The 18603-nt window shown below is 55.6% G+C and carries 15 protein-coding genes; 10 read left to right on the forward strand and 5 right to left on the reverse strand.

The annotated features are described in order from the left end of the window. Positions 1-448: 448 nt before the first annotated feature. Positions 449-1657, reverse strand: coding sequence for an FAD-dependent oxidoreductase (locus M2403_RS05980; RefSeq protein ID WP_259228727.1), 1209 nt, complete (start codon positions 1655-1657; stop codon positions 449-451). A gap of 290 nt (positions 1658-1947) precedes the next feature. Here M2403_RS05980 and M2403_RS05985 point away from each other — a divergent pair, with 290 nt between their 5' ends. Genes M2403_RS05985 through M2403_RS06010 form a run of 6 tightly spaced genes read left to right on the forward strand, consistent with a single transcriptional unit; the run spans position 1948 to position 8109 of the window. Continuing rightward, positions 1948-2661 carry a FadR/GntR family transcriptional regulator gene (locus M2403_RS05985; protein WP_165057420.1) on the forward strand — a complete coding sequence of 238 codons (714 nt, stop codon included), beginning with the start codon at positions 1948-1950 and terminating at the stop codon, positions 2659-2661. Next, a complete protein-coding gene (locus M2403_RS05990) occupies positions 2648-3835 on the forward strand; it encodes an aminotransferase class I/II-fold pyridoxal phosphate-dependent enzyme (RefSeq protein WP_259228728.1) in 1188 nt (395 codons plus the stop codon). The genes M2403_RS05985 and M2403_RS05990 overlap by 14 nt, the downstream gene beginning before the upstream one ends. A 56-nt stretch (positions 3836-3891) precedes the next feature. Further along, positions 3892-5175, forward strand: a complete 1284-nt coding sequence (locus tag M2403_RS05995) for a sugar ABC transporter substrate-binding protein (RefSeq protein ID WP_152326150.1) — start codon at positions 3892-3894, stop codon at positions 5173-5175. A 58-nt stretch (positions 5176-5233) separates the two neighbouring features. Further along, positions 5234-6157 carry a carbohydrate ABC transporter permease gene (locus M2403_RS06000; RefSeq protein WP_101078854.1) on the forward strand — a complete coding sequence of 308 codons (924 nt, stop codon included), beginning with the start codon at positions 5234-5236 and terminating at the stop codon, positions 6155-6157. A 10-nt stretch (positions 6158-6167) separates the two neighbouring features. After that, a complete protein-coding gene (locus M2403_RS06005) occupies positions 6168-7010 on the forward strand; it encodes a carbohydrate ABC transporter permease (RefSeq protein WP_152326151.1) in 843 nt (280 codons plus the stop codon). A 4-nt stretch (positions 7011-7014) separates the two neighbouring features. Continuing rightward, positions 7015-8109: an ABC transporter ATP-binding protein gene (locus tag M2403_RS06010; protein ID WP_165057422.1), complete on the forward strand. Its 1095-nt coding sequence runs from the start codon at positions 7015-7017 to the stop codon at positions 8107-8109. A gap of 101 nt (positions 8110-8210) precedes the next feature. Here M2403_RS06010 and M2403_RS06015 read toward each other — a convergent pair whose 3' ends face one another. Continuing rightward, positions 8211-9503 (reverse strand): MFS transporter, encoded by a 1293-nt coding sequence (locus tag M2403_RS06015; RefSeq protein WP_152326153.1) that lies wholly within the window; start codon positions 9501-9503, stop codon positions 8211-8213. Positions 9504-9645: 142 nt separating this feature from the next. Here M2403_RS06015 and M2403_RS06020 point away from each other — a divergent pair, with 142 nt between their 5' ends. From M2403_RS06020 to M2403_RS06035, 4 genes are all read left to right on the forward strand, one after another. Next, positions 9646-10545 (forward strand): LysR family transcriptional regulator, encoded by a 900-nt coding sequence (locus M2403_RS06020; protein ID WP_152326154.1) that lies wholly within the window; start codon positions 9646-9648, stop codon positions 10543-10545. Between the two features lie 170 nt (positions 10546-10715). Next, positions 10716-11939 (forward strand): ROK family transcriptional regulator, encoded by a 1224-nt coding sequence (locus M2403_RS06025; protein ID WP_259228729.1) that lies wholly within the window; start codon positions 10716-10718, stop codon positions 11937-11939. A 321-nt stretch (positions 11940-12260) separates the two neighbouring features. Further along, positions 12261-12947, forward strand: coding sequence for a dethiobiotin synthase (bioD, locus tag M2403_RS06030; RefSeq protein ID WP_259228730.1), 687 nt, complete (start codon positions 12261-12263; stop codon positions 12945-12947). 131 nt (positions 12948-13078) lie between these two features. After that, a complete protein-coding gene (locus M2403_RS06035; protein ID WP_152326157.1) occupies positions 13079-14560 on the forward strand; it encodes an MDR family MFS transporter in 1482 nt (493 codons plus the stop codon). Here the strand turns inward: M2403_RS06035 and M2403_RS06040 are convergent. The 3 genes from M2403_RS06040 to M2403_RS06050 form a co-directional block, all read right to left on the reverse strand. Next, positions 14557-16215 carry an iron ABC transporter permease gene (locus tag M2403_RS06040; RefSeq protein WP_259228731.1) on the reverse strand — a complete coding sequence of 553 codons (1659 nt, stop codon included), beginning with the start codon at positions 16213-16215 and terminating at the stop codon, positions 14557-14559. The two genes, M2403_RS06035 and M2403_RS06040, sit on opposite strands and share 4 nt — an antisense overlap. Before the next feature lie 60 nt (positions 16216-16275). Next, positions 16276-17217 (reverse strand): ABC transporter substrate-binding protein, encoded by a 942-nt coding sequence (locus tag M2403_RS06045; RefSeq protein WP_405047812.1) that lies wholly within the window; start codon positions 17215-17217, stop codon positions 16276-16278. An 86-nt stretch (positions 17218-17303) separates the two neighbouring features. Beyond that, entirely contained in the window at positions 17304-18047 is a 744-nt protein-coding gene (locus M2403_RS06050) for an ABC transporter ATP-binding protein (RefSeq protein WP_259228732.1), read from the reverse strand. Positions 18048-18603 lie beyond the last annotated feature (556 nt).

Here is an 18603-nt window from a genome sequence, read left to right on the forward strand (position 1 = left end):
CATGTATTCCCCGAGATTAAATTTGGATCCAAGTGAAAGGCGGGCACTTTGAACAATTAACCGTTCCGGCGTAATGACGCTTGTCAATTATCGGTGATGAAATAGGGGAGAGGATTGATATTTGTGATGTATGACCGACATCACCAGACGGTTTTTGCGGTGCTCATACGGCGTGATTTTTGAAAGCTTGCTGAGTGAGAGTTTCGAGACCCAAGGCTCGAACACCGAAACGAAGGCACCGCGTGGCGGCAAGTTTTCGCGGCAATAAGAGGCGTTACTAAAACAGTGCCAGCGAGCGGAGCGCGTGTTGAAAAAGCGTGGGGAAATCCAAAAGGAGAAAAGCACTTTCCCCTTTTGGTCGGTGTCGGCGCGAGCCGCTGAGCGATCACCGCAATTGAAAAACCGAAACCTACTCAGTCCGCTTGCAAACGCATTGTGCGTCTCACGCTCATAACTTCGGGATCTCCCGATAAAACCCGACTCCGATCAGCCGTCCGAACAGGAAGGGAATGAACTTCCTCCCCCGTAGCCAGCTTTCAAGCCGGGAAGGGGCGCGCTTGCGGGGTTTTTGCCCGGCCTTACTGATCATAATCTGTAACGTCTGCGTTGCCCACGTCGGGAATGTCCGTCGCCGCTGGATGCGTTTCAGGTGACGGAGCGTCAGACGCCCGGCTTTCAGCGGTTGCGCGATAATATTTGCGGTCGCGACGGCATCCTGAATCGCCAGATTTACGCCGACGCCGCCAATCGGGGACATCGCGTGGGCGGCGTCGCCGATGCATAACAGGCCGGGTTTAGCCCATTCTCTGAGGCGGTCAATGCGGATCACCAGCAGGCGCACGTCGTCCCAGCTCTGAATGTCTTCGCCCAGACGCTCACGCTCAAACGGTGAGACTTCAGTCAGCAAATCCAGAAAAGGCGGGATGCCGCGCGCTTTGAGCGCGTCGAGGCTGTCTTTTGGAATCGAATAACCGCACTGCCAGTAATCGCCGCGGTCGATCATGATGAAGTTTTTCTTTGGCCCGCGATGCCCCATCGACCACTGCGGGTCGTCCGTGCGTTTATTGATTTTCAGCCACAGCACGTCACGCGGTGCGCCGAAACGGCGGATTTCCATCCCGGCCTGCTCGCGCACAATTGAATTTCTGCCGTCACAACCCACCACCAGATCGGCGTCGAAATGCTGCGTTTCGCCGTTCACATCCGCCAGAACACCGGTTATCTGGGATTCATTCTCCCGCAGCGAAAGCACCTGCGCATTGTGGATCAGCCGGAAATTCGGCAGCAGCGCGGCCTTGCTGGCGATGAAATTCAGGAAATCCCATTGCGGCATAAAAGCGATGAATTTGCACTGCGTCGGCAGATGAGTGAAATCCGCCAGCGTGGTTTCTTTGCCGTTGATTTCGCCGTACAGCTTCTCGGCGCGCTGATGCGGCAGGGCGAGAAACTCATCGAGAAAACCCAGTTGCCAGATGATGTCCAGCGTCGAAGGGTGAATGGTGTCGCCGCGAAAATCACGCAGAAAATCCCGGTGTTTTTCCAGCACCGTCACGTCAATTCCCTGGCGGGCCAGCAGGTAGCCCAGCATTAGTCCGGCTGGGCCGCCGCCAACAATACAAACGGTGGCGACAGACGCGCGGTCAGTGTTCGTGGTCATACAAACCTGCCTGATGAAATGAATTTACATGATAACAATTATCATTTGCGCTAACGAGCGTCAATCCATTGCGTGCTACAAGTCTGAACATATCCTGCACAGTGACATAACAAAACCGGTGATTTTTGCACCACGGCGATCGCGGTTTTGTTACCCGGACCAGTGCGTAAATACGCTATTTGAAGGGAAATCATTGAGTTAGTGCTTTATCTAAAAACTGGCAAACAAATTGCAAAGTGGTTCACAGGTTGAGTTGTTGGGCCAATTTTGGCCGATGCGCGGAGAACAATATGCACGGTGAACTGAACTTGTTGCACCCGATTGCTCCTCAGCAAAGTGACACGCTGGTGCTTGATGCGCTGACCCGCTATGTGGCGCAGTCCGGCACCCGCGTGGGTGAAAAATTGCCGCCCGAGCGCGTGCTGGCGGAAGGGCTGGCGGTGAGCCGGAATACCGTCCGCGAGGCGCTGAAACGTTGGGAAGCGCTGGGCATTATCGTGCGAAAAAAAGGCAGCGGCACTTTCCTGCAATCGGAAGTCACCGCTAACGACAGCTTTCTGTCCCTGCGCTTTAAAAACGACTCCGCCACCATGCTTCACGCGCTGGAAGTCCGCCGGATCATTGAATGCGAAGCCTCGGCGCTGGCAGCAGTCAGGGCGACGGAAAGCGATTTGCTGTTTATCGAACAAAAGCTCGGTGTGATGGAAAAAGTGCATCTGAGCGTCGGTTCTGCCGGAGCCGAAGACTGGCAGTTTCATGCTGCGATTTACACCGCCGCGCACAATCCGCTGCTGCTGCAAATGGTCGGCGGCATCTACGACCTGCTGCACGCCTTTTTCGAATCACCGCCGGAACAGGCGCTGTTCAGCGACTCTTTTCCGCTGCACCGGACCTTATTTGAAGCCATTGCGCGGCGCGAGCCGGAAACCGCACGCAGGCTGAGCAACGACATTCTGAACATAACTGAACGTGACATGAAGGAAGTGATCAATGCAGCAAGATGATAAAAGCCCGCACGATGAGTTGCACGAATACACCCGTTTAGTCCACGACGGACGCCATGATCGCGGCGCGATTTCGCCGCCGATTTATCAGTCATCATTATTCAGTTTCACCGATTATGACAGCATGATCGCCCGTTTTCGCGGTGACAGCGATCACGCGCTGTATTCCCGCGTTGATAACCCGACGGTAGTGGAATTGCAGAAAAAGGTCGCGGAACTGGAGGGTGGCGAAGCCTGTCTGGCCTTCGGCAGCGGCATGGCGGCGATCAGCAATTCCATTCTGAGCGTGGCCGGGCCGGGCGACAAAGTCGTGTGTGTGAATCACGTTTACCCGGATACCTACCGCTTCCTGCGCGGGTTCTGCACCCGTTTTCAGATTGAGGCTCAGTTCGTGGATGGCAGTTCACTTCCTGCCCTGGAAGAGGCGATTCAGGGCGCGAAACTGCTGTATCTGGAAAGCCCGAACAGCTGGGTGATGGGCGAGCAGAATCTGAAAGCGATTGCCGCACTGGCAAAAAAATACGGCGTGATCACGATGATCGACAACAGCTGGGCATCGCCGGTTTTCCAGAAACCGCTGGCGGCCGGTATCGATCTGGTGATCCATTCCGCATCCAAATACATCAGCGGGCACAGCGATGTCGTAGCCGGTCTGGTCATCTCCAGTCAGGAACGCATCGGTGCGATTACCCGTCATATCAGCCCGTTTTTAGGCGGGAAATTGTCGGCTAACGAAGCCTGGCTTTTACTGCGCGGCCTCCGGACTTTGCCGCTGCGTATGCGTCAGCATCACGAAAGTGCGCTGGAACTGGCGCGACGTTTACAGGGCTATTCTCGCATTACGCAGGTGAATCATCCCGGTTTAGACCCGCTGCCGACGTCAACGCTGACCGGTTACAGCGGCCTGTTTTCATTCGAACTCAGCGAGGGCATCGACATTCCGACATTCTGCAACGCACTGAAGTTGTTCCGGATGGGCGTGAGCTGGGGCGGATTTGAAAGCCTGGTGATGCCCGCCATTTCCGTGCTGAATCAGGCGGGTGAATTTAACTCGGCGATTGATTTTGGCGTATCGCCACGTGTGATCCGCGTTTCTATCGGCCTTGAAGACACCGGCGATCTGTGGCGCGACCTGAAAAACGCCATCGAAAGCGCCTGTTCCTTAACCCGGTAAAAACATCAACGACTGTTCCTGTGATCCGACCCTTAGCTCCGTGGAGAATCAAGATTATGCGACACCCGAAACGTCATGCTTTGCTCAGCGCGCTGACCCTCAGCGTCAGCCTGTTTTCCTGTGCCGGTTTTGCCGCCACCAAACTGACGCTGGTGGAAGTGATCACCAGCCCGGCGCGTACCGAAATGCTGCAAAAAATGTTGACCGCGTACAAGGCGCAACATCCGGATGTCGAGATTGAAGTGGTGTCACTGCCTTGGGGGCAGGCGTTTGAAAAACTCGGCACGATGATTCAGAGCGGGCAATATCCGGACGTCGTGGAAATGCCTGATACCTGGCAGGGGCTGTACGCCAGCAACGGGATGCTGGCCGATCTCGAACCGCGCCTGAAAAGCTGGAGCGGCACGCCGGATCTCACCGATAAAACGCTGACGATGGCGCGCTCTTCCGGCGGCACGGCGACCATGATCCCTTACGGTTTCTATCTGCGGGCGATGTTCTGGAACAAAAAACTCTTCCAGCAGGCCGGGCTGACTGAGCCACCGAAAACCATGGATGAGTTTATGGCCGATGCGAAGAAAATCAGCGGGCTGGGCAACGGCATCAGCGGCTACTGCATGCGCGGTGGCGTCGGTGGCACTAACGCCTGGATGATGTTTATGGCGGCGATGAACGGCTCGCCGGACTTTTTCGACAAAGACGGCAACAGCACGCTGACGCATCCGGGCGCAATTAAAGGGGCGCAGTTCCTGGTGGACATGTACCAGAAAGGTTACGCGCCGAAAGACAGCGTCAACTGGGGCTTTAACGAAATTGTCTCCGGCTTCTATTCCGGAAAATGCGCGATGCTCGATCAGGATCCGGACGCGCTGATCGCCATCAAAAACAGCATGAACCCGGACGATTTCTCGGTCGCGCCGATGCCGCTCGGGCCCAACGGCAAAGCCTATCCGACCATCGGTTACACCGGCTGGTCGATGTTCAAACAAGGTAAAAATCAGGATCAAAGCTGGGATCTGATTTCCTTCCTCAGCAACAAAGAAAACAACCTGACGTGGTCGAAATTCGTCGGCACGCTGCCGATTTACAAAGGCGCTGAGCAGGATGCGTATTACCACGCGCCGCAGTTCGCCGGCTGGTTTGCCGAGCTGAACAGTCCGGATTACATTCCGCTGACCATGCCGACACACCTTAAAGGCTGGGGTTATTTTAACTCGGTGATTGTGAAAGACAGCTCGCAGGAGACGCTGCTCGGCCAGAACGACACAGAAAGCATGGTGAAAGACTGGGCGAAATACCTCACCAAAGAGCAAAAGGCGTGGCTGGCTACGCAGAAGTAAGCATCCGGCTCCGGCACGCGGTGCCGGAGTTAACACCTTTTACAACTGGAGACGCGTCATGATGTTGGAAGTTTCACCGCCAGACACCGCTGCCGCGCCGCGCTTTCCCCGTTTGCGGGCGCTGCTTGAACCCTGGGTTTATCTCAGCCCGACGATGGTGCTGATTGGCCTGTTTATTTTTGTACCGATGGCGATCGGCATTTCTTATGCTTTCCAGAATATTCAGCTGCTTAACCCGTTTGATACCGGCTGGGTCGGGCTGGATAACTTCCGCACAATGTTTGATGATCGGCATTTTTACGCCGCACTGCGTCACACCTTTAACTGGACGGCCACGTCGCTGGTTTTACAGTTCGCGCTGGGGCTCGGTCTGGCGCTGCTGCTCAACCGTGAATTCCCCGGCCGCCGCTGGGTCCAGGCGCTGGTGTTTCTGCCGTGGGCGGTGCCCGCGTTTCTTTCCGGTCTGACCTGGGCATGGTTGTTGAATCCGGTGATCGGCGTTCTGCCGTACTGGCTGACGGATTTGCACATTATTTCTGAGCCTTACAACATTTTGTCGGATCCGACGCTGGCGCTTTACGGCCCGGTGCTGGCGAATGTCTGGTTCGGCATTCCGTTTTTTGCCATCACGCTGCTGGCGGCGTTGCAGTCGATCCCAAAAGATTTGTATGAAGCGGCGGCGATGGACGGCGCATCCGGCTGGCAGCAGTTTCGCAAAGTCACGCTGCCGTTTCTGGCACCGATGATCGCGATTACCGTCATGCTGCGCACCATCTGGATTGCCAATTTTGCCGACCTGATTGTGGTCATGACCGACGGCGGCCCGGCAAATTCGACGTCGATTCTGTCAAGTTTCATTTTCACCACGGCCTACCGGAAACTCGACTTTGGCTATGCTTCGGCGATGGCGGTATTCCTGCTGGTTCTGATGACGCTGTACGCACTGGTTTTACTGCGTATCCGCCACCAGCTGTTGAAATAAGGAGAATCCGATGAACGTACTCTCGTTAAATTTGTGGCTCCGTAAAGGGGGACACCGGCTGGGGATCCTCTTTTACCTGCTGTTCGCGCTGTTTCCGATTTACTGGCTGATCAAGATTTCGTTTACACCGGACAAACTGCTCTACAGCGAAGGCGTGCGGATGTGGCCCAGTGAACTGACGCTGGTGCATTTCCAGCGCGTGTTTACCGAAAGCCAGTTTCCGCTGTATTTCTTTAACAGCCTGATTGTGTCATTCGGCACCGCATTCCTGACGACCGTGATCGCCGCCGGTGCAGGTTTTGCGTTTTCGCGCTTCAGCTTTCGTGGCAAAACCGTGATGGCGGCGCTGCTGCTGTTCACGCAAATGTTCCCGCTGGTGATGATCCTCGCGCCGATTTACAAAGTGATGGCACCGCTCGGGCTGACCAACAGCCTGCTGGGGCTGATCCTGATTTACACCGCGTTCAACGTGCCGTTCGCCACTTTTCTGATGCAGTCGTTTTTCGACAGTATTCCGAAAGATCTGGAGGAGTCGGCGATGCTCGAAGGGTGCAGCCGTTTTATGGCGCTGCGCAAAGTCATTATACCGCTGACGTTGCCGGGGATGGCCGCCACGCTGGGGTTTGTGTTTACCGCTGCGTGGAGTGAACTGCTGTTCTCGCTGATGCTTATCAACAAAAACGAGGTGATGACTTTTCCGGTCGGGCTGCTCAGTTTTGTGTCGAAATTCGCGGTTTCCTGGGGCGACATGATGGCGGCGGCGGTGCTGGCGCTGATCCCCGCCTGTCTTTTCTTTGCATTCATTCAGCGTTACCTGGTTCAGGGGCTGACGGCTGGCGCGGTTAAAGGATAATTTTATGGCTCAGATTACGATTTCCGATCTTCAAAAACGTTACGAAAATGTCGAAGTGCTGCGTCATATCAACCTGACGATTCAGGACGGCGAATTTGTGGTGTTAGTCGGGCCTTCGGGCTGTGGAAAATCCACTTTGCTGCGCACCATCGCCGGGCTGGAACTGGCGACGGCGGGGGACATTCACATCGGCACGCGCCTGATGAATCAGGTCGCGCCAAAGGACCGCGATATCTCGATGGTATTTCAGAGTTACGCACTGTATCCGCATATGACCGTCGCGCGGAATATGGGTTTCAGCCTTGAAGTGCAAAAACGCCCGAAAGCCGAAATCGACGCGGCCGTGAACAAAGCGGCGGATATTCTCGGGCTGACGGCGCTGTTGCACCGTCGTCCGAAAGAGCTTTCCGGCGGCCAGCGTCAGCGCGTGGCAATGGGCAGGGCGATTGTGCGTGAACCGCAGGTTTTCCTGTTCGATGAACCGCTTTCCAACCTTGACGCTCAGCTTCGCGGGCAGATGCGCATTGAAATCAAAAGCCTGCACCAGCGCATGCGCAACACCATTGTTTACGTCACCCATGATCAGGTCGAAGCCATGACGCTTGCCGACCGCATCGTGGTGCTCAACCACGGCGTCATCCAGCAGGTCGGCACTCCTCTGGAACTTTACGACACACCCGCCAATAAATTCGTCGCCAGCTTCATCGGTTCGCCCTCAATGAACTTCATTAACGGCACAATCGAACTGGGTGATTCCGCTCCGCAGCTGCGCATCAATGCCAGCCAGACGCTGCCGGTTGACCCGCAGATTATGAACCTGAAAAGTGGTGCAGAAGTCACCTGCGGCGTGCGGCCCGAAGCCATTGTCTTGTGCGAACAGGGCGCGCCTGGCGCGGTTCCTCTGGACGTTACGCTCATCGAACCCACCGGCCTGAGTGAGCTTATCCACGGTACATTCGGTGGAGAACGGCTGAGTGTTTACAGCATGGTGAGATCCGGTGCCGCACCGGGGGACAGGGTTTGGGTGCAGATTGATACTGCGCGGATGCAGTTATTTGAGGCTGACAGCCAGAGGAGGCTTTCTAAACTGGGTGAGTGATTCGGGCTGGCGCAGTTAAAAAGCGCGGGTGTCCGGAGGGCGCGCGCGTTTGCGCGCCATCTGGGCCAGTTTGGGTGGCAACCCAGGTTCTTAAAATGGCATTAAGCGGCTTTTGCCTCAGAAAGCCGCATCAACCGGATCCCGACACCGACCCCAACAACCAACATCAGACTGATAAACCCCGTAATTCCGTACCAACCGTAGGCGTGCCAGAAGAATCCTCCCAGAGTCCCGGCGACGCTCGATCCCGCGTAGTAGCTGAACAGATAAAGTGACGACGCCTGTCCTTTCGCGCGGCGTGCGCGGCGGCCGATCCAGCCGCTGGCAACCGAGTGGGCGGCGAAGAATCCGCCGGTGACCAGGATCATTCCGATGAAAATCATCCAGACGGGTGAGAAGGCGGTGATCAAAATCCCCACCAGCATGATGGCCGTTGAACCAATCAGCACCGGGCCGCGGCCATACACACCGGTCATCACACCGGCTTTCGGCGAGCTGTAAGTGCCCATCAGATACACAATCGACAGGATACCGACGATGGCCTGGCTCAGGTTGTACGGCGTGGCGAGCAGGCGGTAACCGATGTAGTTGAACATGGTCACAAAGCTGCCCATCAGCAGGAAACCTTCGGCAAACAGCAGCGGCAGGCCGCTGTCCCGCCAGTGGAGTTTGAAGTTAATCAGCAATTTGCGCGGCTTGAGCGAACTGGCGCGGAAATGCTTTGAAGGCGGGAGAATGCGCCAGAACATGATCGCTGCGGCGAGCGCGAAGAAACCGACGACCGCCATAGCGATACGCCATGAGAAGAAATCCGTCAGAACGCCGCTGACCAGACGTCCGCTCATCCCGCCGATGGAATTCCCGCTGATGTATAACCCCATCGAAAACGCCACGACACTCGGGTGAATTTCTTCGCTCAGATACGTCATGGCAACCGCCGCCACGCCGCTCAGCGACAAACCAATCAGCGCGCGCATGATAAGAATGGCGTCCCAGCTTTGCATAAAGGAACACACCAGCGTGCAACCCGCGGCCAGTAACAGCGCCACCACCATCACCGATTTACGCCCCACGGCGTCCGATACCGGGCCGGTAAAAAGCAGGCCAACCGCCATCAGACCGGTGGATAACGACAGCGATAAACTGCTGGTCGCAGGCGATACCCCGAAATCATGCGAGAGCACCGGCAGAATTGGCTGAACGCAATAGAGCAGGGCAAACGTCGCCAGACCCGCTGAAAATAAAGCCAGCGTGACGCGGATAAACTGCGGTGTTCCGCGTTTGATAAAAGGGGTTTTCAGGCCGGAACGGGCGACGGGGCTTTCAGGATTTAATTCGTCGTCATTAACAGAGTCATTGGCTGGTGCAGCGGAAATCCGCCGGGAGGTTTTCACTGGAATTCCTTAACGCGATGAGCTGTAAAACTAAATTTTAAAATGTATGAAAATTTTAACAGTGGCCGATATATTGTCTAATATATTAATTTCGCAAGAACGATACGTTAAACATATCAATGAGGATAAATTGATCTAAACCATGAGCCACATTGAACTGCGTCATTTGCGGTATTTCATCGCGGTCGCCGAAGAGCTGCATTTTGGCCGTGCCGCTGAGCGGTTACATATTTCTCAGCCGCCGCTCAGCCAGCAGATTCAGGCGCTGGAAACTCACGTCGGTGCGACGCTGTTTTACCGAAACAACCGCAGCGTGCGGCTGACGCAGGCCGGACAGGCATTTTTGCAGGAAGCACGGCAGATCTTGCTGCGTGTTGATGAAGCAGCGGCGCAGGCGGCACGAATTCATCGCGGCGAATCAGGGAATCTGACGCTCGGGCTGACGTCTTCCGCGCCTTTTATGCGTCGCGTTTCCCGCACGCTGCATCATTTCCGGCTGACCTATCCCGGCGTCAATATTCGGATCGAGCAGCTCAACAGTAAACAGCAAATCGAACCGCTGCTGGAAGGTAAGCTGGATCTGGGGATTATGCGCAACGGCGAGTTGCCGGAAGAGCTGGCGCATCATCTGATCCTGTCGGAACCGCTGATTGCCGTGGTTCACAAAGACAATCCGCTGAACGCGCTGCCTGACGGCGAACTGACGTTTCAGCATCTGGCCGATCAGCCTTTCGTGTTCTTCTCCAAAGACGTGGGCACGTCGCTGTATGACGATATTCTCGGTCAGCTCAAAACACAGGGAATAACGCCTTTTATCACCCAGGAAGTGGGCGAGCCGCTGACGATTATCGGGCTGGTGGCGGCGGGTTTAGGCGTGTCGATATTGCCGGCGTCGTATTTGCGCATTCAGGTCGATGGCGTGCGTTATTTGCGTTTCGGAAAAGCAGAAGGTACCACGCAGCTCTGGCTGGTGAATCACGCGCGTCGCCCGATGACCGCGGCCACGCGGGCGTTTATCGATTTACTGCTCCGGGAGAACTGACTGTGCAACTGGGGGCAAACCTGCTGTATTTCCAGTCAATTCTGAGAGGCTTTTCACACAATTTGTGCACCAAATCACATAACGAATCAAATAGTTGACGACATATGACAAAAACCCCAACATAGCCCTAATCTTTATTTTGAAGCGCGAAAATAACAGGAGTTCCTTGAGTGATCCCCGACGGGCAACCCGGACATATTGATCAGATTAAACAAACCAATGTCGGTGCTGTGTACCGCCTGATAGATCAGTTTGGTCCCATTTCGCGCATAGAACTTTCTAAAAAAGCTCAACTCGCTCCGGCCAGTATTACCAAGATTGTCCGTGAACTTTTACAGGCACATCTGGTACTTGAAACTGAGTTTCAGGATCCGGGAAGCCGCGGGCGTCCCGCCATTGGTTTAGCCCTGGATACTCAGGCCTGGCATTACCTTTCGGCACGTATCAGCCTGGGGTCGATCACTCTCGGTTTACGGGATCTGAGCAGCAAACTGGTGGTAGAAGAAGTGCTTCCGCTGCCGGAGCAGGCGCATCAGCCGCTGCTTAAACGCATCATTTCTGAAATCGATCAGTTCTTTATCCGCCATCAGCGCAAACTTGAGCGCCTGACCGCCATCGCGATTACCCTGCCGGGCATGATTGATGCGCGCCGGGGCATTGTTCACCGCATGCCGTTTTATCATGACGTTTTCGATATGCCGCTTGGCGATACGCTTTCGGAACATACGGGCCTGCCGGTGTACGTTCAGCATGATATCGGCGCGTGGACGCTGGCAGAATCGTTGTACGGTGCGTCACGCGGCTGCAAAAATGTGGTGCAGATTGTGATTGACCACAACGTCGGCGCCGGGGTGATTACCAGCGGGCGCGTTTTGCACGCAGGCAGCAGCAGCGTGGCCGAAATCGGGCACACGCAGGTTGATCCGTACGGGAAACGCTGTTATTGCGGCAATCACGGTTGTCTGGAAACCGTTGCCAGTACCGACAGTATTTTGGATTTAGTACGTCAGCGACTCACGGTGCCGGTGCCTGCCAGTTTGCTGCACGGCGTGTCTCTGACGATTGAAGCAGTGTGTGACGCCGCGAACCGGGGCGATCAGCTGGCGCGTGATGTGATTATCAGCGTGGGGCAAAGCGTAGGACGTATTCTGGCGATCATGGTGAATTTGTTTAATCCGGAAAAAGTGCTGATCGGCTCACCGCTTAATTTATCTCAGGATATTCTTCATCCCGCGATAATGTCCTGTATTCAGCAGCAATCACTTCCCGTATATAGCGAAAATATCAAACTGGAATCCACGCAATTTTATAATCAGGGAACGATGCCCGGCGCGGCATTAGTTAAGGATGCGCTTTATAGCGGCTCCTTACTGATTAAATTATTACAGGGTTAATACACTTAGCGGGCTATATTCTTCGGTGTGGCGACGTTTATTGATCTGTATCAGCAAGCAATGCCATAAATCTGACGCTCACAGGATGTGGTTTGTCCGCCGGTTACTTTAATTACTTATATTCCCTCAGGTTATGACATTAAATAAATTCTTATAACCTTATGCGTATTCCTTACAGTCCAGTCAACAAAACATTGCGCTAACGCAAACCGCTCTCATCTCTCATCGCCTAGACTTTCAGCTGTTACTTTGTCTCTGGCGGCTTTTTCTTACCGGAGGCTATCTTTCAATAAGACGGAGAGATCCCGGAGCCTGAATTTCATGTTAACGCACTTTTTCGTCACGGGTACGGACGCCCGTGTAGGTAAAACCATTGTCACACGTGCCTTGCTTCAGGCCTTAGCCGCGCAGGATCGCTGCGTTTTAGGCTATAAACCTATTGCAACTGGCAGCCAGGAGCTGGCCGACGGGGTTCGAAATAAAGATGCGGTAACTCTCCAGCAGTCATCTTCTATTGCTTATCCTTTTAATAGAATAACCCCTCTGGCCTTAGCTGACGAAGATATTTATGCCAGCCAGGTTCCTGAGAATATTTTTGAAATAATGACCAGTGGCCTCAACTTCATGCGTGAAGAGGCAGATTCAGTGGTCGTAGAAGGGTGCGATGGCTGGAGAACATTGATTACTCCGCACCTTTTATATTCAGACTGGGTTCGCCAGCAAAATATGCCGGTCGTATTAGTGGTCGGTATTCAGGAAGGCTGTGTCAGCCACGCGCTATTAACGGCGCAGGCGATTATCGCCGATGGATTACCGCTGCTGGGTTGGGTTGCAAACCGAATTAACCCGTGCCTTGCCCACTATCAGGAAACTATTGACGCGATCAGTGCCAATATTTCCGCGCCGCTGCTGGGTGAAATTCCTTATTTACCTCGTGCGGAAAGCCGCGATATGGCCAAATTTATTGACCTGTCCAGCCTGAAGCTGAAAACGTTGACCAAAGTCTGATTCGTGACGTTGTCACGTAACCATCGAAACAAAGCGGCTCAGAGTGCCAAACCCTGAGCCGCTTTTTTGTCTATAGTTTGTGTATAGTTTGCCTATCTGCCTGAGCGCATAATCTAACGAAAACAGAGAACATGGCCGTCACGACTCCCGTTGTAAAATCATCACACCGCCCCTTAATTCTCACTGCCTGCATGTTATCGATGTTTATGGCGGCCGTGGAAGTCACAATTGTGGCGACCGCGATGCCGACCATCATCGGTGATCTCGGCGGTTTCTCGCTGCTCGGCTGGGTCTTTGCCGTCTATCTGCTGACACAGGCGATTACCGTGCCGATCTATGGCCGGCTTGCAGATTTGTACGGTTGCCGGAAAATGTTTTTCATCGGGACGACGCTGTTTCTCATCGGCTCCGTATTGTGTGGATTCGCGCCCTCACTGGCCTGGATGATTGCTTTCCGTGCCTTGCAGGGTCTGGGCGCAGGGGCGATTACGCCGATTGCGACCACGCTGATTGCCAATGTTTATGGCCCGCAGGAACGTGCGAAAGCGCAGGGCTATTTGTCCAGCGTGTGGGGTGTTTCGGCGATTGTCGGCCCGCTGATGGGGGCATTTATCGTTTCGCATTTCCCGTGGGCCGTCGTGTTTTGGGTTAACGTGCCGATCGGTCTGGTGGCGATGGCAATTCTGGTTAAATACCTGCCGCCGGACGGGCAGCGTAAACAACATAAACTGGATCTGGCCGGAACCGGTTATCTGACGCTTTCCGTTGCGGCGCTGCTTCTGGCGTTGCTTCAGGCCGAAGTGCTGGGCTACTGGGCGCTGGCGCTGATTGTGCTGGCGGTGGTCAGCGGATATTTGCTGATCCGCCAGGAGCGCAAAACGCCTGAGCCGCTGTTCCCGCTGGCGTTGTGGGAAAGCAAAGTGATTATTGCCGGTAACATTGGCGGCCTGATTATCGGCGCGACGATGATGGGGATCAGCGCGTTTCTGCCGACCTACGTGCAGGGCGTTCTCGGCGGCACGCCGCTGGAAGCAGGCACCACGCTGGCGCTGATGTCCATCGGCTGGCCACTGGCGAGCATGCTCAGCAGCCGTCTGATGCAGGCGACGTCTTACCGCGCGACAGCGGTCCTGGGCGGCGTTTTACTGCTGGGCGGAAGTGTGGCGCTGCTGTTTCTTTCGCCAGATTCCGGGCTGTGGGTGGCGCGTCTGGCGGCGTTTTCAATCGGCGCGGGAATGGGGTTAGCGAATACCACGTTTATTGTGTCGGTGCAGAATAATGCGGAACCGGCAATCCGCGGGATTGCGACCGCATCCACCTTATTTACCCGCATGTTAGGCTCGGCAATCGGCACCGCCGTGCTGGGCGCAACGCTGAATCTCAATCTGCAATATCGCCTGCCTCAGGTGAACGATCCGGTTCAGCAACTGATGGAAAAAGCCACGCGCAATGCGATGGAAAGCCATCATCTGGCGGCGCTGACCGAAAGTGTGGCGGCGTCCCTGCACTGGGTCTTTATGGTTTCCGCGATTATTTCCGTACTGGCGGTCGCCGCCGGTCTGTTAATTCCGGCAGGCGACCGCCCGCACACCGAACCGCAGCGGGAGAGCTAAGCCAGCGGTTTTCGTTGAAGCCTGACGGCTGCCAGCATCAGCGTCAGGCTCAGTAACACCGCAACTGACGCCATTGCCATGCCATCTCCTACCGATCCCTGTTCAAACTGCCGCCATACATACACCGATACGGTCTGCACGCCTGCCGGTGAAAGCAGCAGCGACGTCACCAGCTCGCGCGAGGCGACGGCAAACACCATCATCATCGACGCCAGCAGGCTGGGAAAGACCAGCGGCAGCAGGATCAGCCGCAGCGTTTGCGCTGCCGTCGCCCCATGCACCCGCGCGGCCGCATCCAGATTTCCGCCGATCTGCTTTAACGCCGCGCTGACGTAACGCACCGGATAAGGCAGCAGCAGGCAACAATAGGCGAGCAGCAAAATCACCCAGGTGTTGTAAGGTGTAACCGGCCAGAAGCTGCGGTTCCACGCCAGGATCAGCCCGACACCAACCACGATCCCCGGCAGCGCCGCCGGTAACAAAGACAATCCGTCAATCAGCGCCGAACCGCGGATCTTCCTGACCACTACCAGCCACGACGCCAGAAAGCCCGTCGCGCCCGCGATGAATGCCGTGCCGAGCGCCAGACTGAGGCTGGTCGACAGGGCGCTGATCGCGTCGCCGTGTGCGGTAAACAGCGCGCCGAAGTGACGTAATGTCAGGTTCGACAGCGAAAGTCCGCCAGAAAGCGTGCCGGAAAACGCTGTAGCCAGCGTCGATAAAATCGGCAGCGCCACGGCAATCACCGTCACCAGCGTGAATAATGCCAGCACCGGGATCGTCCAGCCTTTCAGCCGTTTTTGTGTGATATCGGCGGGTTTGCCGGTCATGCTTTCCACATTTTTGCCCGCCACCACCGCGCGCTGAACGCTGTAAGCGCACAGCGCGATCGCCACCAGCATCAGTGAAAGCACCGCCGCGCCGGGTAAATCAATCGGCCAGTCGGCAAGGCGCGCTTCGATGCCGGTGGTCAGCAGCATCACGCCGCTGCGCGAACCGAGCGCGCCCGGCACGCCGTATTCTTCGATGGATAACGTAAATGCCAGCAGCAAACTTGATGCCATAGCGGGCAGTGCCATGGGTAATGTCACGCGGGAAAAGGCGCGCCACGGGCCAGCGCCGTGAATACGCGCCACGTCTGCCAGACGGCTGCCGCTGGCGGCCATGCTGCGCGACACCGCGAAATACACCACCGGAAAGACGTTCAGCGTCATGACCACAACCATGCCCGGTATGGAAAACAGGAAATCGTTGAGATGCAGCCACGGCACCAGTTGCTGCACATAACCGCGGGTTTGCAGCGCGAGCATCCACGACAGGGCGGCAATATAAGGCGGCAGCAAAAAGGGCACCAGAAACAGAACATCCCACAACGCCGCACCCGGCAGGGCAAACAGGCCACGCAGCGCGCCGAGCGGAATACCGATTAATCCGCTGCACAGCGCGACGCCCAGCCCGACTTTGATCGTGGTGGAAAACAGTTCACGCAGCTGAGGTTCGGCGAACACGCGGGTAAATACGCTGAACGGTGCGGAATAAGCACCGGTATCGAGATGCGGGAAAACCGCCTGTAAAATCACAAAGCTGACCGGCACGGCGACCAGCAATAACAACGCAATGCCCGTTACGCCGGGCAAAAAAGCATTTCTGTTCATGGTATTTGTCGTCGTTGTTCGGGGAGGGGAAACGGGCTGCCTTCGCAGCCCGTGACTGACTTACTGCTGACCGAACAGTTTTGCGAAACGCTCGAGCACTTCTTTGCGCGACGCCGAGGCCTGAGAGGCTTCCGGCAACAGTTTCAGTGATTTAAACAACGGACGTTTGGCGTCGATATCGGTGCGCGCGGGCATCAGCCACGCATCGGCTACCAGTTTCTGGCCTTCAGGCGAAAGCGCGTAATCGATAAACGCTTTGGCTTCTTTCTGCTGCTGGCTGGATTTGAGGATCATCATCGGACGCGGGGCGATCACGGTACCGCTGACCGGGAAAATCACCTTGACGGATTCGCCGTCCTGCACACTGGCGTAAGAGACATAATCCACCGCGCCAAACACGGCGGCTTTCGCGCCCTGCAACACTGGCGTCAGCGCCTGTGCGTTTGGCCCGGCGATAATCATGCCGTTGGCTTTCAGATCCTCAAACAGCTTCCACGCCTGCTGTGCGTGGGCATTTTGTAACCCGATCAGCAAATCCAGCGACGCACCGGAAAGCGAAGGGTCAGGCGTGGTCACTTTATCTTTAAATTCCGGTTTGGCTAAATCGCCCCAGTCTTTTGGCTCAGTGGTACCACTTTTGGTGTTCCACACGATGCCCAGCGCGGAAATTCCCTGCGCGACGTAGTATGGCGTTTTGAATTGCGCCGGAACCTGCTCTGCGTTCGGGCTTTGATATTCCAGCAGCCAGCCGCGTTTTTCGAGATCGGTTGCGGTATCCCAGGATGCGGAGATAAGAACGTCAGCGCGCGGATTGGCCTGCTCGGCGTCCAGGCGGGCCATCACTTTGCCGGTGGTGGCCTGGAAAACATCCACTTTCACACCAGTTTGTTTTTCATAACCTGCCGCCAGTTTTTTTGCCAGAGAACCCGGCCCGGCGGTGTAGAGCGTCAGCGCCTGCGCGCTGCCTGCTGCCATTGCGAGAGAAAGAGTCATTGCGGTCATTACGCCTGTTTTAGTACGGGAAAACGTTGTGCTGTTCTTACGAAAAGTGCTGACTGTGCGGTTCATCATTTTTATCCCATCAGAGGTTAAGCAACAAAAGGTGAAATTACGGAAGGATCAATCGTGTCAATACGGGCAATCGCGCCCTTGTCCATACGGGCAATACGATGGGCGAGCGCGTGGGCTTCGTGCTGATCGTGCGTGACGTAAACTGCGGTGGTGCCGAGCTGGCGCAACAACACCGCCATTTCTTCACACAGGCTTTCGCGCAAATCTCGGTCGAGATTCGACAGCGGTTCATCAAACAGCAGGATGCGGGGTTCGGCGACGATGGCGCGGGCCAGTGCCACACGTTGTTGCTGCCCGCCGGAGAGCTCAGAAGGGCGGCGCGAGACAAAATCCGCCAGCCCGACGCGTTCCAGCGCCGCCATCACTTTTTCCTGCTGCGCCGCGCCACGAATTCCGCGCATCTGCAACGGAAACGCGACGTTCTGGCGAACGGTCATGTGTGGCCAGAGCGCGTAATCCTGAAACGCCATGCCGAGATTACGTTTTTCCGGCGGCAGACTGAACGAGCCACTGGCGACGATTTCGCCGTCGAAACTGATCTGTCCCGATGCGGGATGCAGTAAGCCTGCCAGCATTTTCAGCAGCGTACTTTTCCCACAGCCCGAAGGGCCGAGCAGGGCGAGGATCGTGCCTTCCGGCACCGATAAATTGACGTGATTGAGTACCGGGTTGCTCCCGAAGAAATGGGAAACCTGATGGATAGCGATAGCGGGACAGGTGCGCGACGGCGCATTCCCGCCGGTATGAGCTGGAATGATCATGGTTGTACTATCCTCTTTGGGATTTATTAGTGCTGGTGAGGGTAAAGGGGGAATGTGACCGGGGTGTGACACCTTTTAGAAAGGTGACCAAATTGCCTTTGCAGGCGGCTTACGGATGACCGGGAATATTTCGGTTTTTCACGTGCGGTGACCGCTCAGCGTCTGGTGCCGAAACCGACCAAAGAGGGCTATGACGAGCCCTCTTTGGAATCTCCGCGTCTTTTTACAACACGCGCTATCGCTGGGCCGACGGACATGTTCTGGAACAATCTAATGTGGCGCGAAATCTTGCCGCTGCGCGGTTCCTTCCCCGAGGGCTTCGAGCCATTGGTCTCGAACCCTCAGTCAGCAAAATTTCTGAGCGCGCCATCTCAATTTTCTCAAAAATAACAACGAGTTGGTTTACTCCGTCCCCTCGTGAGAGGGGACGGAGTAAATAAAAACCAGCCAGCATCCATCTTTCGGATTACATAGCCCGTGGCCGCTTTCAAAAATCACGCTGGAAGGAGAGGTGGAAAACCGCGTATCTTTTCGCGCGATTTGTAATCCGACTGGA

The sequence above is a fragment of the Rahnella sp. BIGb0603 genome (assembly GCF_024808755.1).
In the GTDB taxonomy this organism is placed as follows: domain Bacteria; phylum Pseudomonadota; class Gammaproteobacteria; order Enterobacterales; family Enterobacteriaceae; genus Rahnella; species Rahnella contaminans.

What these genes read in the sequence shown, in the direction of transcription:
- M2403_RS05980 (WP_259228727.1), bottom strand. Translation starts at nt 1,657, where the DNA reads ATGACCACGAACACTGACCGCGCGTCTGTCGCCACCGTTTGTATTGTT.
- M2403_RS05985 (WP_165057420.1), top strand. Translation starts at nt 1,948, where the DNA reads ATGCACGGTGAACTGAACTTGTTGCACCCGATTGCTCCTCAGCAAAGT.
- M2403_RS05990 (WP_259228728.1), top strand. Translation starts at nt 2,648, where the DNA reads ATGCAGCAAGATGATAAAAGCCCGCACGATGAGTTGCACGAATACACC.
- M2403_RS05995 (WP_152326150.1), top strand. Translation starts at nt 3,892, where the DNA reads ATGCGACACCCGAAACGTCATGCTTTGCTCAGCGCGCTGACCCTCAGC.
- M2403_RS06000 (WP_101078854.1), top strand. Translation starts at nt 5,234, where the DNA reads ATGATGTTGGAAGTTTCACCGCCAGACACCGCTGCCGCGCCGCGCTTT.
- M2403_RS06005 (WP_152326151.1), top strand. Translation starts at nt 6,168, where the DNA reads ATGAACGTACTCTCGTTAAATTTGTGGCTCCGTAAAGGGGGACACCGG.
- M2403_RS06010 (WP_165057422.1), top strand. Translation starts at nt 7,015, where the DNA reads ATGGCTCAGATTACGATTTCCGATCTTCAAAAACGTTACGAAAATGTC.
- M2403_RS06020 (WP_152326154.1), top strand. Translation starts at nt 9,646, where the DNA reads ATGAGCCACATTGAACTGCGTCATTTGCGGTATTTCATCGCGGTCGCC.
- bioD (WP_259228730.1), top strand. Translation starts at nt 12,261, where the DNA reads ATGTTAACGCACTTTTTCGTCACGGGTACGGACGCCCGTGTAGGTAAA.
- M2403_RS06035 (WP_152326157.1), top strand. Translation starts at nt 13,079, where the DNA reads ATGGCCGTCACGACTCCCGTTGTAAAATCATCACACCGCCCCTTAATT.
- M2403_RS06040 (WP_259228731.1), bottom strand. Translation starts at nt 16,215, where the DNA reads ATGAACAGAAATGCTTTTTTGCCCGGCGTAACGGGCATTGCGTTGTTA.
- M2403_RS06045 (WP_405047812.1), bottom strand. Translation starts at nt 17,217, where the DNA reads ATGACCGCAATGACTCTTTCTCTCGCAATGGCAGCAGGCAGCGCGCAG.
- M2403_RS06050 (WP_259228732.1), bottom strand. Translation starts at nt 18,047, where the DNA reads ATGATCATTCCAGCTCATACCGGCGGGAATGCGCCGTCGCGCACCTGT.